Genomic DNA, 15738 nt, shown 5'->3' with positions numbered 1-15738 from the left:
GCAGTGAGTTGGCAGCGACGCCGTTTCAGTGATCCATCGCTTTGACGATCTCCTCGGTCATCTTCTTGGCGTCGCCGAGCAGCATCATGGTGCCGTCCTTGTAGAACAGCGTGTTGTCGATGCCGGCATAGCCGGAGCCGAGCGAGCGCTTGACGAACAAGCAAGTGCGCGCCTTGTCGACGTCGAGGATTGGCATGCCGTAGATAGGTGAGGACTTGTCGTCACGAGCCGAGGGATTGGTGACGTCATTGGCCCCGATGACATAGGCGACGTCGGCCTGCGCGAACTCAGAGTTGATGTCCTCCAGCTCGAACACTTCGTCATAAGGCACGTTGGCTTCGGCCAAGAGCACGTTCATGTGGCCGGGCATGCGGCCGGCAACCGGGTGGATGGCGTATTTGACATCGACGCCGTTGGCCTTGAGCTTGTCGGCCATCTCGCGCAGCGCGTGCTGCGCCTGGGCGACGGCCATGCCGTAGCCCGGCACGATGATGACCTTTTGCGCATTCATCATCAGATAGGCGGCATCTTCGGCCGAGCCCTGCTTGACCGTGCGCTCGATGCCGTCGTTGGCAATGGCTGATGTCTCGCCACCGAAGCCGCCGAGGATGACCGAGATGAAGCTCCGGTTCATGCCTTTGCACATGATGTAAGACAGGATGGCGCCCGACGAGCCGACCAGCGCGCCGGTGATGATCAGCGCCAGATTGCCGAGCGTGAAGCCCAGGGCGGCCGCGGCCCAGCCCGAATAGGAATTCAGCATCGACACGACCACCGGCATATCGGCGCCACCGATCGGGATGATGAGAAGCACACCCAGCACCAGCGAGGCGGCAACGATCAGCCAGAACACCACCTTGGACTCGGCGGTGACGAGCAGCACGATCAGCACGATCAGCGCAATGCCCAGGGCCGCGTTGATGAAGTGGCGGCCACCGATCATGATCGGCTTGCCCGACATGCGGCCGTCGAGCTTCAAAAAGGCGATGACCGAGCCGGTGAAGGTGATGGCACCTATGGCAACGCCGAGGCTCATCTCGATCAGTGCCTGGGCATGGATATCGGCGACGGTGCCGATGCCGAAGCTTTCCGGTGCATAGATGGCGGCGGCCGCCACCATGACCGCGGCAAGACCGACCAGCGAGTGGAAGGCGGCGACCAGCTGCGGCATCGAGGTCATGGCAATGCGCCGTGCCGTGACCGCACCGGCCGAGCCGCCTATCAGCAGCCCGAGCACTATGAGGCCGAAGCGCCCGGCCGAAGGGGTCGCCAGCGCCAGCGTCGTGGCGATGGCGATGCCCATGCCGATCATGCCGTACATGTTGCCCTGGCGGCTGGTGGTCGGATGCGACAGGCCGCGCAATGCGAGGATGAACAGGATGCCGGAGACCAGATAGAGAAAGGAGGCGAAGTTGGCGTTCATAGCGGCCTACTTTTCCTTCTTCTTGTACATGGCCAGCATGCGCTGGGTGACGAGGAAGCCGCCGAAGATGTTGACCGATACCAGCATCAGCGCAACGAAGCCGAAGCCGGTGGCAAGCCCTGAGGCCGAGATGCCGACGGCCAGCAGCGCGCCGACGACGATGACCGAGGAAATGGCGTTGGTGACCGCCATCAGCGGCGTGTGCAGTGCCGGCGTGACGGACCACACGACGTAGTAGCCGACGAAGATCGCCAGGACAAAGATGGCGAAGCGAAAGACGAAGGGATCGATGGCACCGCCGGACAGCGCGTGAGCGGCGTCACCCGCCGCCTCGGTGCCGGGCGCGGCCGCCAGGTTCTGCACCGCGAGCCGCACGGCAGCTGTCGCCTGGTCGAGCTGGTCGAGGGCTTTCTGCAGAGTCTGATCCATCACGCGATCCCTCCGGTGGTCTTGGGCTTCCTCGAAGCGGCCGTTTTCTTCGCAGCCGGCTTCGCCGAAGCCTCGGCAACCATCGTCCTGGCCGGAATGGCCGGTGGCTCGACATATTGGCCCTTTGGCGGCTCCTGCTCAGCCTTTGCGAAAGCCGGATGCACGATCTTGCCAGCATCGGTCAGCATCGTCGCCTTGACCAGTTCGTCGTCGCGGTTGATGGCAAGCGTCTTCGCCGCCTTGTCGACCAGCGTCTCGAGGAAGGCATAGAGGTTCCTGGCATAGAGAAGCGAAGCGGAGGCGGCGACGCGACCGGGAAAGTTGAGATGGCCGACGATCTTTACCCCGTTGGCCGTGGTCACCACCTTGCCGGCTTCGGCGCCCTCGACATTGCCGCCGCGCTCGACCGCGAGGTCGACGATCACAGAGCCGGGTTTCATCGAGGCGACCATTGCCGCCGAGACCAGCTTCGGCGCCGGACGGCCGGGGATCAGCGCGGTGGTGATGACGATGTCCTGCTTGGCGATGTGCTCGGCGGTCAGCGCCGCCTGCTTGGCCTGGTATTCCTTCGACATTTCCTTGGCGTAGCCGCCGGCCGTCTCGGCCGCCTTGAACTCCTCGTCCTCGACGGCCAGGAATTTTGCGCCGAGCGAGGCGACCTGCTCCTTGGCGGCCGGGCGCACGTCGGTGGCGGTGACCACGGCGCCGAGGCGGCGCGCGGTGGCGATGGCCTGCAGACCGGCGACGCCGACGCCCATGACGAACGCCTTCGCTGCCGGTACGGTGCCGGCCGCCGTCATCATCATCGGTAACGCCCGGTCATATTCGGCAGCCGCGTCGATCACCGCCTGATAGCCGGCGAGGTTGGCCTGGCTGGATAGAACGTCCATCGACTGGGCGCGGGTGATGCGCGGCATGAACTCCATGGAGAAGGCAGTAACACCGGCCTTGGCAAGGGCAGCGACGGCAGCGTCGTTGCCGTAGGGATCCATGATCGCGATGACAGCGGCGCCGGACTTGTAGCCCTTCAGCTCGGCGTCCGTGGGCCGGCGCACCTTCAGCACGACATCGGCCCTGGCTGCATCGCCGGCCTTGCCGATCGCGGCGCCCACCCGGGCGAACTCCTCGTCGGGAATGCGCGACGCAGTGCCGGCGCCGGTTTCGACAATCACGTCGAAACCCAGTGCCGCCAGCCGCTTCACCGTGTCGGGGGAGGCCCCGACGCGCGGCTCGTTTGCGTCGAGCTCACGAGGGATGAAAACCGTCTGTCCCACCGCATGATCCTTTCGGCCGGAACCCTGTTACCGCAAGACATCGACCGACCCCGGCGGCGCCTTCGACAAAGGTTGGAGGAGTTATCGGAGAATAAAGGCGCCGATGGCCAGGATCAGCACGAATAGGATAGTCCCCGAGAAGAAGCCGCCCACAAAGAAGCCGAACGCCATGGCAAGAAGCACGGCGGCGCAAAATAGCGACCCATATTTGGCCAGCATCACAAAGCCGGCATAGGTGCGGTCGTGCTCGGCGTAGTCCATCTTCGCGCCTAGTTCGACAGGACCGGTCGGCGTGTGTTCAGCCATTGGAATACCCCTTCGAAGACATCTTTCAGGCACATAGCGAAAAGCCGCGTTAAGGGCAATGGCGCTATTGCCGCATCGCCGCAGCCAACAATCTCAAGCAAAACTTGAAATCGCTGCGCGAAGCGCGGCGATACCAATCACAATGGATGGCAGGTCCGCTATTGCCTATGTCGTTAGCCGGCGAGATGCGGGAACAGACCGAGCAGGCCGACAACGATCAGATAAAGGGCGACGATATAATTGAGCAGCCGCGGCATCACCAGGATCAGCACGCCTGCAATCAGCGAGATAAGCGGGGTAAGGGCGAGCGTGGAAATGGTCATATCGGTTCCTTTGATCGGATCGCTATCGAAGCGATGCTTGGCGGATGCCGGCCATGCCGACCTACCACCAGCACCCTTGCCCAGAACGCCGAAGCGACCGGAAGGCTCCATGGGCTCGTTCAGGCGGCTTCGCGAAAATACTTGGCGGTGGGCAGGATGGTCAGCGGGGCGAGTTCGCCGGCACCGGGCGTATCGAACAACATGCGCTGCTCCATTGGCGTCGAACGGAAGAACGGAAAGCGAGCGTAGGTTTCATTCTTGATCGCCAGGACATCGGCTTGATAAAGCAGCGCGAAACAGTTGATCACGCCGGCATAGGGCCGCGCATCGCCAATCGGTCGCGCCCGATAGATGCGCTTGTAGAAAGCCGCATGGTCCTCGCGGATCATGGATATGCAATAAGGCGCGCCGAAATGGAAGCAAGCCATGCCCGCAAGGCGCAGCGTCACATACGGGATCTGCGGGTAAAGCCGTGACCATTCGGCGTCCACGGCAAAACGGCTCGGGTCGATAAAGACTTCGCCGGCCGCCAGACGCGGCATCAACAAGTCCTTGTAGACGCTGAGTGCTGGTGATGTGGCGTTATCAGCAGACACGTTATGCAGGCGCATTGTGCTGACCAGCCGCCCCTCGATATAGATTCCGAACGTATGGCAATTGGGCAGTTCGTCAAACTCGTCATGGACCTGACGGGACGCATTCTCGGGCACCAGATCGTTCATCCGATAGGAATTGTAGCGCAGCCTGTAAATGTTTTCGAAGTCCTCGCCGCTTTCACAGCGTCGGTACTCCGTCCGGTCAAGCAGCGCATAAACATGTTGCGCGAAGCTGGACATGGTCTCGGACGCATCTTTCCCACCAGCGCCCGCCGCATGGCCGAGCGAACTCAACTGGGCACACATGAACTCTATTCCCCGCGATTACCGCCACCAGCCGACACTACGGACGGGTCATGAGATGTAAAGATGAAAATAAGTAGGAGCTCGTTTACCGCCCGTTAAGGTTAACAATTAATAAAATTATACTAAAATACGCAGGTTTTCAGCGCGAAGTCAGCGCCGCGGCGCCTTCCTTGCCGTCTGGATGTCCTTGGCAAAGGGCCAGACGGTGCTCGACATCGTCTCGATGCCGGACGCGCTGAGTGCCGACCCGAACAGAAAGCCCTGGACCAGGTCCGGCTTGACCTGCAATGCCAGGATCTTGAGCTGTTCGAAGGTCTCGACACCTTCGACGGTAACCGAAAGTCCCAGCGGCCGTGACAGGTTGACGATGCCCTTGAGCAATTCGAGCGACCGGCTGTTCTGAGTGACATCCATCAGGAACGAGCGGTCGATCTTGATTTTGTCGAGCGGCAGTTTGTGGAGATAGCTGAGGCTCGAATACCCGGTACCGAAATCGTCGAGCGCAATGCGCACGCCGAGCCGCTTCAACTCCTCGATATATTGGCGTGTCAGCGACTTGTCGTCGAGCAGCGCCGTCTCGGTGACCTCAATCTCCAGACGTCCGGCGGAGAGACCGGATTCAGCCAGCGCGTCGCGAACCTTCTGGATGACATCACGGTTGCGGAAATCCTTGGCCGAGAGATTGACCGACACGCTGGTCTGGGCCGGCCATTTGGCGCATTCCGTGCAGGCCGCATGCAGGACGAAGGTGCTGATGTCGGAAATAATCCCCATTTCCTCCGCCAGCGGAATAAAGATACCGGGGGAAATCGGCCCGAGATCGGGATGATCCCAGCGGCACAGCGCTTCGCAACTGGCGATACGCATCGTGCTCATCGCGACGATCGGCTGATAGACCACCCGCAATTCGTTGTTTTCCACGGCGCTGCGCAGGTCCGCCTTCATCAGCTGACGGCTGCGGAAGGCAGCATCCATGGAGGCCTCGAACAGCCGCCAACCGTTCTTGCCAAGCTCCTTGGCCTTGTAGAGTGCAAGGTCGGCTTTGACGATCATGGCGTCAACGTCGGTATCCTTGACCCGCGACAGCACCGCGCCGCCGGAGGCCTGGATGCGTAATCCGTGGCCGGCGACATCGACCTCGCCCTGTAGATTGACAAAGATCTCGTCAACCTGGCCGGTCAGGTGGCTTTCATCCTCGATGCGCTCGAAGAAGATCATGAACTCGTCGCCGCCGAAGCGGCTGACGGTGATGCCTGGCCCAGCGACTGCCGCCAGCCGCTCGGCAACGGCGTAGATCAATCCGTCGCCGACCGGATGGCCGAGCGTGTCGTTGACGCTCTTGAAATCATCGAGATCGAGCACCACCAGCCCGCAGAGACGCTCGGGATCCCCTGAGGCCATGGCTTCCACCACCAACTCGTGGAAGTAGGCGCGGTTGGGCAGGCCGGTGAGACTGTCGTAGCGCGCCATGAAGCGGATCTTGTCTTCCGCCTCGACCCGGGCGGTCACATCCTCGAAAGTGACGACGCCCAGTTCCTGGCTGCCTTCGCGCGCCGAAAATTCATAGTGCTGGCCGTTGGTGAGCGAGACCAGGACCTTGCGGTCGCGGCCCTCGCGCAACGCACGCGTCAGCTGGGCTTCGATGTAACGGCAATCTTTCGGCGCCAGCATGCCGCCTGCAGCGCCGCGCATCAGCAGACCGTGGATCGAGCGGCCTAGCAGCGCATCGGCCGATTTGAGCGACATCAGGTGCGCGGCTTCGGCATTGGCCACCGCCACCCGGCCGTCGGGACCAAGCATGACAAGGCCATGCGACATGGTGTTGAGCGCGCGATTAAAACGCTGCGCGATGCGGTTCGCCTTCTTTTCCTCCGACAGGGCGGTAAACAGGACTTCGCGGACGATGTCGGCGAACCGCTTGATCGCAAACAGAAAAGGGGCCGACATCAGACCGAGGATGATGTGGTAGATATCGCCGCGCAGGATAAAGCCAAGCGATATGGGCCATGTGGTGGTTATGATAAAAATCATGACCATGCGCGGCGACCCATAATTGCGGCCGGCAATTGACGTGACCGATGCCAGAGTGACGCAGACAGAGGCTATTTCGGCATAGTTGTCGTGGCTGTCATTTGCCAGATAGATACTGACGAAACAGAACGCGCCAAGCATGAAACCATGCATCGAACCGAAAATTATGTAATCGTTTTCGCGATCATGGGCTTCTTCCCACGTCGTCGGGGAAGGAAGTCTCCCGTATTTTCGGATGTTGCGAAGGCGCAGAGTACCGACAATGATGAGCCCAGCGGCAACTAGAAGATACGCCAAGTCCATGGTCTTCCAATAGACCAGAATGACGAGGAGTGTCTGCGCAACAAGGCCGATCGACAGCGTGAACCCGTCGCGAAACAGCGTTTCCACGAACGGAATGTAAACGTCGACCGGAATCTCGTTTTTTCGTCTCAGATTCACGCCTGGATCCCAACCCTGGGGAACCCAGCAGTGTCACATTGGCCTTAAGAAAGGTTTAGAGCGGCGTTTCGAGCCCTGCCGGCATCCATTGGTGACGCCGCGGAAGCAGGGAAACTACAGTTCAGGTAAACAAGGCGTATCACAGCGCTGAATTATTCGGCGGCTTGAAGTTGCGGCCGCAGCGGCGCCGTCGAGAGGCGGTCGAGCAGACGCTGGCGTTCGCCGGCGGCTTTTTCGGCACTGGCCTGCTTGACGTGGCCAAAGCCGCGGATGAGCGCCGGTACCGAAACAAGCGCGGCAGCAACCTCGATCTTGCCCGGCGCCAGCGCGCCGGCGACAAGTTCCAGGTCGGCTTCATAGAGGGCAAGAAGCTGCCGCTCCATACGCCTCTCGGCGCTGTAGCCGAACAGGTCGAAAGCGGTGCCGCGCAGGCCCTTCATCGCCGCCAGCAGGCGGAACCCGTTCATCATCCACGGGCCAAAACTCGATTTCTTCGGCTTCCCGTCACTGCCGCGCCTGCCCATGATCGGCGGTGCGAGATGGAATTCAAGCTTGCCGTAGCTCTGGAACTGCTTTGCGAGCTCTGCGGCAAAGGAGCCGTCCGTATAAAGCCGCGCCACCTCGTATTCGTCCTTGATCGCCATCAGCTTGAACAGGTTCTTTGCGGCAGCCTCGGTCACCACGGTCGACCCGGGCACAGCATTGGTTTCGGCCTTGCGCAGCGCCGCCAGTCTGTCGGCATAGCGCTTGCCATAGGCGGCGTTCTGGTAGGCGGTCAGGAAGCCGACGCGGCGAGCAATGATATCGTCCAGCGTCTCGGCAATGGCGGCATGCTGCGTGGCCTTGCCCGGCTGGGCGAGAAGGCTGCGGACGAAATCCGGCTGGTGGGCGGCGCGGCGGCCCCAGCGAAATGCCGCGACATTCATCGCTACCGCCTCGCCGTTGAGCTCGATCGCCTTCTCGACCGCCTCCGCCGACAGCGGCAAGCCGCCATGCTGGAAGGCGAATCCGAGCATGAACATGTTGGCACCAAGCGAGCTGCCGAACAGGGCAGTGGCGGTGCGGGTAGCGTCGAAGAAATGCGTCCTGTCGTCGCCCGCGGCCGTTCTTATCGCCTTCTTCAGCCGCTCGACGGGCAGCGAGAAATCGGCCGAACGGGCGAACTCGCCCGGCATGATCTCGGCAGTGTTGGCGAGGAAGATGGTATGGCCTTCGCGCGCCGCGGCCAACACCTTCTTGGCACCTGAAACGACGAGATCGCAGCCGAGCACGAGATCGGCCTTGCCGGCCGATACCCGAATGGCGTGGATGTCGTCCGGCGTGCGGGCGATGCGGACATGGGTGAACACCGAGCCGCCCTTCTGGGCGAGGCCGGCCATGTCGATCATGCCGCAGCCCTTGCCTTCCAGGTGCGCGGCCATGCCCAGCACCGCGCCTATTGTGACGACGCCGGTGCCGCCGACACCGTCGATAATCGCCGCCCAGCCTTGTTCACCGAGCGTAAATTGCGCCGGCGCCGGCACGCCCGCGAGCGGGTCGGCCGCGCCGGCTATGCCTTCGGCTTTCCTGATTTTGGCGCCGTGAACGGTGACGAAGGAGGGGCAGAAACCGTTGACGCAAGAGAAGTCCTTGTTGCAACTCGACTGGTCGATCTTGCGCTTGCGGCCGAATTCGGTCTCGACCGGCTGGATCGAGACGCAATTCGACTGCACGCCGCAATCGCCGCAGCCTTCGCAGACCAGCTCGTTGATGAAGATACGCTTGTCGGGATCGGGGAAGGTGCCGCGCTTGCGGCGGCGACGCTTCTCGGCGGCGCAGGTCTGGTCGTAGAGCAGCACCGAGACGCCTTTGACCGAACGCAACTCGCGCTGGACGAGATCGAGGTCGTCGCGGTGATGGATGGTGGCGCCGGCGGGAAATTCCACCTTGCCGGTATATTTGTCCGGCTCGTCGGTGACGATGGCGATGCGCTCCACGCCCTCGGCGCGCACCTGCCTTGCGATCATGTCTACCGTCAGGCCGCCCTCGTGCGGCTGCCCACCGGTCATCGCGACGGCGTCATTGTAGAGGATCTTGTAGGTGATGTTGGCGTCGGTCGACAGCGCGAAACGGATCGCCAGCACACCCGAGTGGTTGTAAGTGCCATCGCCCAGATTCTGGAAGATGTGCTTGCGCTTCGAGAACGGCGCCTGGCCGACCCACTGCGCGCCCTCGCCGCCCATGGCGGTGAAGCCGACGGTGTTGCGGTCCATCCACAGCGCCATGAAATGACAGCCGATTCCGGCGGCGGCGAGCGAGCCGTCCGGAACCTTGGTCGAGGAATTGTGTGGGCAGCCGGAGCAGAAGAACGGCGTGCGCGAGGCGATGTCTGACGTGTCGGCCAGCATCGCCTGGAACTGGCGCAACTTCGCCACCCGCGCGGCGATTTCTTCCGACGGGCCGATCGTTCGCAAAATCCTCTCGCCGAGCTCGATGGCAATATCGTTGGGGTCGAGCGCGCCCTTGGCCGGGAACAGCCAGTCGCCGCGCTCGTCCTTCTTGCCGACGATGACCGGCTGCGTCGCGGTGCCGTAAAGGTTCTCGCGCAGTTGTACCTCGATCAGCGAGCGTTTCTCCTCGACGACGACGATAGTATCGAGGCCGCGAGCAAAGTCGGCGATGTGTTGCAGGTCGAGCGGCCACGGGCAGCCGACCTTGAACAGCCTGATACCGATACGACTGGCGGCCGCTTCGTCGACGCCGATATCCTCCAGCGCCTGGCGAACATCGAGATAACTCTTGCCGATGGTGACGATGCCAAGCTTGGCGCTGGTGCCGCCCGAATAGACGATCCGATTCAGCCCATTGGCGTGGATGAACGCTGAAGCGGCGGCGCGCTTGTATTCATGCAACCGCTCCTCCTGGCCGAGCATGTCGATCTCATTACGGATGTTGAGGCCGCCGGGCGGCATGTCGAAGTCCGGGATGACGATATCTAGCCGGTCGAGCGCGGCATCGACCGAGGCTGTCGATTCGATGTTGTCCTTGACGCATTTGATCGCCGCCCAGGTGCCGGCAAAGCGCGACATGGCAAAGCCGTAGAGGCCGTAGTCGATGATCTCCTGGACGCCGGCCGGATTAAGGATCGGCACCATGGTGTCGACGAACAGGAACTCGGTGGCATGCGCGTTGGTCGAGGATTCGGCCATGTGGTCGTCACCCATCAGAGCCAGCACGCCGCCATGTTTCGACGACCCGGCGAGATTGGCGTGGCGGAACACGTCGCCGGAGCGGTCGACGCCCGGACCCTTGCCGTACCAGACCGAAAAAACGCCGTCATGGGTACCCTCGCCCAGCAATTCGGCCTGCTGCGAGCCCCAGCAGGCGGTGGCGGCGAGCTCCTCGTTGAGACCGGGCTGGAAGACGATGTCCGACTGCGCGAGCTGGTTCCTGGCCTTCCACAGCTGCATGTCGAGGCCGCCGAGCGGCGAGCCGCGATAGCCGGAGACGAAACCGGCGGTGTTCAGGCCAGCCCGGCGGTCGCGCTCGCGCTGCATCAGAAGCATGCGGATGACTGCCTGGGCACCCGACAGGAAGATGCGCTCCTTTGCCAGGTCGAACTTGTCGTCGAGCGCGACATTGTGCAGCGTCATCAGGCATTTCCTGTGCGGAGGCCGCGCCTGGAGGTGCGCGGCCAACGTCGGAGTCGAGTGCCCACAGTCTTTCTTCCCTTGCCGGGGAGGTCAAACAAAATCGAAGGGTGCCAGGCGGTCCGCAACAAACGATCCGTGCGCGGCCGTGTGGCGCCACGAAACGCCTGTCGGGGAGGATAGCCGAGCATGAAAAATTCCGGCGGCGGTCGGTGCCGCTAGTGATGCATCATGCAGCCTTTGGGCAACTGGGCTTCGGTTCACCGGGCAGCTTGCCGTCGACATGGCCGGCCAAGTCCTTGTTGAGCTCGTAGACTGGCCCGACCACCAGAGGCCGGTCGGGCAGGACCGACTGGTCGAGCGAGGACGTCAGAGTGGTCGCGAAACTCTGCAGCAACTTGCCGCTGGAATCCTCGATGCGGATCGACACCGCATAGGGCTTGTCCTTGACAACGCAGGTAAGCGGCGGGCTGGTGAGCGTCACATGCGGCAACTTCGGCCATATTTTCTGGGTGACGATGATCGGATCACCACCGGCCGGGTTCTGGAAGGAGACCACAGCGACCTGCCCCTCACCCACCGGCCGCAGCGGATTGAGGGTGATGACATAGGTGGCGATACCCAGCCGGTAGTTGAACTCGAACAGCTTCCCGGAAATGGCGAACAGCTGGTCCTTGCCGGAATCACGGCAGGCGCCGAGCGCGGCCGCCGCGAACAAAGTCGCGACGACAATCATCGCGCGTGAGAATCTTCTAGACATTGGTGACCTCCCTGGCCGCGGTCCGGCGGCGATAGTGTCGGTTTGCCTTCTGGCGGTTGCCGCACACCGCCATGTCGCACCAGAGGCGGCTGGAATTGCGGCTTTTGTCGACAAACAGCCAGCTGCAGTTCGGACATATCCGCAGCCTGGCGATGGTGTCGCTACGCAGCAGCGACAGCGCCGAGACCGCAAGCGCGGCCTCGAAGGCAATCGGCGTCGCCGGATCACCGAACGGTTTTCCAGGCGTGCCGATTTCGGTGCGGCTATGAGCGAGGCCATCGGCGCAGGCTTCCAAGAATTTCGGCATATCGCCGGTCGCGATTGCACCTTTCGATACCGCGCCGCGAAACAGCCGATCGGTCGTCTCCCGGATCGACAGCACCACCGGTGCGATCTTTTCAGGCGCCGGCGCTACGAGCCGCCTGCCGCCGAGCTCGGCGACGCGAAAGGCACTCGCGGCTTCGGCAAAGCGGGCGATCTCGGCCGGATCGTCGAAACGGTCGAAAGTTTTCTCCGGATCGTTCCGCAAAACGACGGTGTTCGCCGTATCGAGCGCCAGCATGCCACCGGTAAAGCGGTGCGGAGTCCAGGATACTGTCATATGGCGAATCTAACTGATAACTCGCGTTTGACAAGTTAGATTCCGGGTGCAACGCTTGTCACTGAGGCGACCGCCGTACTGAGAATATCGTTCGTCCCAAACCTCTGCCCCGATTGCGGGGCATGCATAGAGGGTCTTGCATGCTCTATTTCTTCCAGCAGGTTCTGAACGGGCTGCATTCGGGCGCGCTCTACGCATTGCTTGCCTTCGGCTACGTGCTGACCAACGGCATCCTGCACCGTACCAATCTTGCCTATGGCGCGCTGTTCGCCTTTTGCGGGCATACGATGATCCTCACCGCGGCGTTCGGCTATCAGGCGCTGTGGCTGACGCTGTTTGCATCGGTCGCGCTCGGCGTAGCTGCGGCATTCCTTTATGCGGCGCTGCTCAGCCATGTCCTGTCGCGAAGTATCTTCGAACCGCTGGCCGACCGCTCGCCCAACGCCATCGTGGTGACGACGCTCGGCATATTGCTGGTCTTGTCGGAAGCCAGCCGCATCGCCGCCGATACCCATGACCTATGGTTGCCGCCAATGCTGGCCCAGACCATCGTCTTCGCGCAGAATGCCAGCTTCAAGGCGACGTTGACGCTGATCCAATTGCTCGATTGCGCCGCCGTACTGGCGGCCATAGCGCTGGCTGCTTGGGGCTTCGCATATTCGAGCTTCGGCCGGAGCTGGCGCGCCGTATCCGACGATCCCAAGGCGGCTGCGATGTGCGGCGTCGATGTCCGTGCGGTGTTTCGGCGTGCGGTGCTTTTCGGCGGCCTTTGCGCGGCACTGGCCGGCGTGCTCGCCGCCTTCTACTACGGCAACATCAGCTTCGGCACAGGGTTGGTCTACGGGTTGAAAATCCTGTTCGTGACCGCAGTGGGCGGCTATCTTTCGCCTTTGCGGGCGGCACTGGGCGCCGCCGCTTTCGGCATGGCCGAATCGCTATGGGCCGGCTATTTTCCGCTCGAATGGCGGGACGGCTGGATGTACCTGTTCCTCGTCGCCATGCTTGTGCTGATCGGCGCCGGCCGCGACCAACAGAAGATCGCCTGAGCCGCACCCGACTTTGCTTGGGTGAAAGCGCCGCATGTCCTTGGACATGCAAAGGACGCGGCAGCATTTTGCCGCCCGTCATCTCACAACTGTGTTTATGCGGGCTGTCCCGTGTTGACCCGCCGGACCACGCACTGCATACCGTTGGTCCACAGCGACACGACGGACAGGGAACCGCCGCGCTCTGACACAAGGGAGGAATGCATGGCAGGGCTTCTCGCTCTTTCCAAAACCATTGACCGTTTGAACGAATTCATCGGCAAATGGGTTTCGTGGCTGATCCTGCTGGCGATCCTGGTAAGCGCCGCCAACGCCGTCATCCGCAAGGTGTTCGACATGTCCTCGAACGCCTGGCTGGAATTGCAATGGTATCTGTTCGGCGCCGCCTTCATGCTGGCCGCCGCCTACACGCTGAAGCAGAACGACCATATCCGCATCGATATCGTCTACGGCATGTTCTCGCGCCGCGTGCAGCACTGGATCGACCTTTTCGGTCACGTCTTCTTCCTGATGCCGTTCGTGACGTTGATGGTGGTCTATTTCGTTCCCTATGTGTCGCTGTCGTATCGCAGCGGGGAGATGTCGAACAATTCCGGCGGGCTGATCATCTGGCCGGCGAAGGCGATCCTGCTGGTCGGCTTTTTTCTGCTCGCACTGCAGGGCATTTCCGAAATCATCAAGAAAATCGCCATCATGCGCGGTCAGATGGACGATCCCACTCCGTTCATATCGGCGCATGAGCAGGCCGAACTCGAAGCCAAGGCGCTCGCCGAAGAGGTGCGCTCGTGATCGAGTTCATCGCCCAGAACATGGCGCCGATCATGTTCGCCTCGTTGGTCGTCTTCCTGCTGATCGGCTATCCCGTCGCCTTCTCGCTCGCCGCCAACGGCCTGATGTTCTTCTTCATCGGCGTGCTTCTGTCGCCCTATTCGGGCGGCTCGATCAATCTCGCCTGGCCGTTGCTGCACGCGTTGCCGGATAATTTCTATGGCAGTCGGGTGATGTCGAACGATACGCTGCTGGCGATCCCGTTCTTCACCTTCATGGGCATCGTGCTCGAACGATCCGGCATGGCCGAAGACCTGCTCGACACGATCGGCCAGCTGTTCGGACCGGTCCGTGGTGGCCTTGCCTATGCCGTGATTTTCGTCGGCGCGCTGCTTGCCGCGACGACCGGCGTGGTGGCGGCTTCCGTCATTGCCATGGGTCTGATTTCGCTGCCGATCATGCTGCGCTACGGCTACGACCGGCGGCTGGCATCCGGCGTCATTGCCGCGTCCGGGACGCTCGCCCAGATCATCCCGCCGTCGCTGGTGCTGATCGTCCTGGCCGACCAGCTCGGCCGCTCAGTCGGCGATATGTATAAGGGAGCGCTGATCCCCGGGCTCATTTTGACCGGCATCTACATGCTCTACATCCTGCTCATGTCGATCTTTCGGCCGAAGTCGATGCCGGCACTGCCGCTTGAGGCCCGCACGCTCGGCCACGGTGTGCTGTCGCTGCTGGCGGCGCTGCTGGCGGCGGTGGTGGTTTCCTATGCGGCGTATCGCTACCTCGCGCCGAACCATGGCGGCAACGCCGATATTCTCGGCGCCACCATCGGCGTCATCTTCATCTATGTCGTGGCGATCGTCGACCAGCGCCTGAAGATCAACCTGATGTCCAGACTGGCACAGCAGGTGATCATCGTGCTGATCCCGCCGCTGGCGCTGATCTTCCTGGTGCTGGGCACCATCTTCCTTGGCATCGCCACGCCGACGGAAGGCGGCGCCATGGGCGCCGTCGGCGCGCTTGCAATGGCGGCGGTGAAGGGGCGGCTGTCGCTCGACGTGGTCAAGCAGGCGCTGGCCTCGACGACCAGGCTGTCGTCCTTCGTTCTGTTCATCCTGATCGGCGCGCGGGTGTTCTCGCTGACCTTCTACGGCGTCAATGGCCACATCTGGGTCGAGCACCTGTTGACGTCGCTGCCGGGCGGTGAAGTCGGTTTCCTGATTGGCGTCAACATCCTCGTCTTCGTGCTCGCCTTCTTCCTCGACTTTTTCGAGCTTGCCTTCATCATCGTGCCGCTTTTGGCGCCAGCGGCTGACAAACTCGGCATCGACCTGATCTGGTTTGGCGTGCTTTTGGGCGTCAACATGCAGACCTCCTTCATGCATCCGCCCTTCGGCTTCGCGCTGTTTTATCTGCGCTCGGTCGCCGCGCGCGTGCCCTATCTCGACCGACTCACCGGCAAGCAGATCGCGCCCGTCACCACAGGGCAGATCTATTGGGGCGCAGTGCCCTTCGTCTGCATCCAGGTGATCATGATCGGCCTGACCATCGCCTTCCCGCAGATGGTGATGCACTACAAAGGCACTGTCGTCGATCCTGGCACCATCAACTACCAGGTGCCGGAAACGCCTGGCATCGGCTTGTCGCCGCTTGGCACGCCGCCGGCCAACGGCGGCACTGCCCCGGCCTCACCTTCCCCACCGGATTTGTCGCAGCCGCCGAGCTTCGACGAAAAGCCGCCCGCGAAACCGGCGGCGCCGGCAATCGATCTGTCGCAACCACCGAGTTTCAACTGAGGAAGG

13 protein-coding genes are annotated in these 15738 nt (G+C 62.2%); 3 read left to right on the top strand and 10 right to left on the bottom strand.

The features are described from left to right. Positions 1 to 25 precede the first annotated feature (25 nt). The 10 genes from NKI72_RS00375 to NKI72_RS00330 all read right to left on the bottom strand — a co-directional run bounded on the left by NKI72_RS00375 (position 26) and on the right by NKI72_RS00330 (position 12119). The gene (locus NKI72_RS00375; RefSeq protein ID WP_352454727.1) at positions 26 to 1423 is read right to left on the bottom strand and encodes an NAD(P)(+) transhydrogenase (Re/Si-specific) subunit beta; all 1398 of its coding nucleotides are present in this window, start codon (positions 1421 to 1423) and stop codon (positions 26 to 28) included. Positions 1424 to 1429: 6 nt separating this feature from the next. After that, positions 1430 to 1852 carry an NAD(P) transhydrogenase subunit alpha part 2 gene (locus tag NKI72_RS00370; RefSeq protein WP_036238371.1) on the bottom strand — a complete coding sequence of 141 codons (423 nt, stop codon included), beginning with the start codon at positions 1850 to 1852 and terminating at the stop codon, positions 1430 to 1432. Next, positions 1852 to 3126, bottom strand: coding sequence for a Re/Si-specific NAD(P)(+) transhydrogenase subunit alpha (locus tag NKI72_RS00365; RefSeq protein WP_352849759.1), 1275 nt, complete (start codon positions 3124 to 3126; stop codon positions 1852 to 1854). The genes NKI72_RS00370 and NKI72_RS00365 overlap by 1 nt, the downstream gene beginning before the upstream one ends. Before the next feature lie 81 nt (positions 3127 to 3207). Then, complete coding sequence (locus NKI72_RS00360; protein ID WP_023676259.1) at positions 3208 to 3432, bottom strand: aa3-type cytochrome c oxidase subunit IV; 225 nt, start codon at positions 3430 to 3432, stop codon at positions 3208 to 3210. Between the two features lie 173 nt (positions 3433 to 3605). Continuing rightward, complete coding sequence (locus NKI72_RS00355) at positions 3606 to 3755, bottom strand: DUF3096 domain-containing protein (RefSeq protein ID WP_013528205.1); 150 nt, start codon at positions 3753 to 3755, stop codon at positions 3606 to 3608. Positions 3756 to 3874: 119 nt separating this feature from the next. Then, positions 3875 to 4657: an N-acyl amino acid synthase FeeM domain-containing protein gene (locus tag NKI72_RS00350; protein ID WP_352469883.1), complete on the bottom strand. Its 783-nt coding sequence runs from the start codon at positions 4655 to 4657 to the stop codon at positions 3875 to 3877. Between the two features lie 150 nt (positions 4658 to 4807). Beyond that, the gene (locus NKI72_RS00345; RefSeq protein WP_352452207.1) at positions 4808 to 7129 is read right to left on the bottom strand and encodes a putative bifunctional diguanylate cyclase/phosphodiesterase; all 2322 of its coding nucleotides are present in this window, start codon (positions 7127 to 7129) and stop codon (positions 4808 to 4810) included. A 152-nt stretch (positions 7130 to 7281) separates the two neighbouring features. Beyond that, the gene (locus NKI72_RS00340; RefSeq protein WP_352849758.1) at positions 7282 to 10761 is read right to left on the bottom strand and encodes an indolepyruvate ferredoxin oxidoreductase family protein; all 3480 of its coding nucleotides are present in this window, start codon (positions 10759 to 10761) and stop codon (positions 7282 to 7284) included. Between the two features lie 226 nt (positions 10762 to 10987). Further along, on the bottom strand, positions 10988 to 11518 hold the full coding sequence (locus tag NKI72_RS00335; protein ID WP_352767308.1) for a hypothetical protein: 531 nt from the start codon (positions 11516 to 11518) through the stop codon (positions 10988 to 10990). Continuing rightward, positions 11511 to 12119 carry a CGNR zinc finger domain-containing protein gene (locus NKI72_RS00330; protein ID WP_352767310.1) on the bottom strand — a complete coding sequence of 203 codons (609 nt, stop codon included), beginning with the start codon at positions 12117 to 12119 and terminating at the stop codon, positions 11511 to 11513. The genes NKI72_RS00335 and NKI72_RS00330 overlap by 8 nt, the downstream gene beginning before the upstream one ends. 140 nt (positions 12120 to 12259) lie before the next feature. Between NKI72_RS00330 and NKI72_RS00325 the strand changes: the two genes are divergently transcribed. The 3 genes from NKI72_RS00325 (at position 12260) to NKI72_RS00315 (ending at position 15732) form a co-directional block, all read left to right on the top strand. Continuing rightward, on the top strand, positions 12260 to 13165 hold the full coding sequence (locus tag NKI72_RS00325) for a branched-chain amino acid ABC transporter permease (RefSeq protein ID WP_023676253.1): 906 nt from the start codon (positions 12260 to 12262) through the stop codon (positions 13163 to 13165). A gap of 204 nt (positions 13166 to 13369) precedes the next feature. Then, positions 13370 to 13954, top strand: coding sequence for a TRAP transporter small permease subunit (locus NKI72_RS00320; protein WP_352830275.1), 585 nt, complete (start codon positions 13370 to 13372; stop codon positions 13952 to 13954). Further along, positions 13954 to 15732, top strand: a complete 1779-nt coding sequence (locus NKI72_RS00315; RefSeq protein WP_352470175.1) for a TRAP transporter large permease — start codon at positions 13954 to 13956, stop codon at positions 15730 to 15732. The genes NKI72_RS00320 and NKI72_RS00315 overlap by 1 nt, the downstream gene beginning before the upstream one ends. Positions 15733 to 15738 lie beyond the last annotated feature (6 nt).

Source organism: Mesorhizobium sp. M0437, assembly GCF_040321335.1.
Classification (GTDB): domain Bacteria; phylum Pseudomonadota; class Alphaproteobacteria; order Rhizobiales; family Rhizobiaceae; genus Mesorhizobium.
This window is presented reverse-complemented; position numbering and strand designations above follow the sequence as displayed.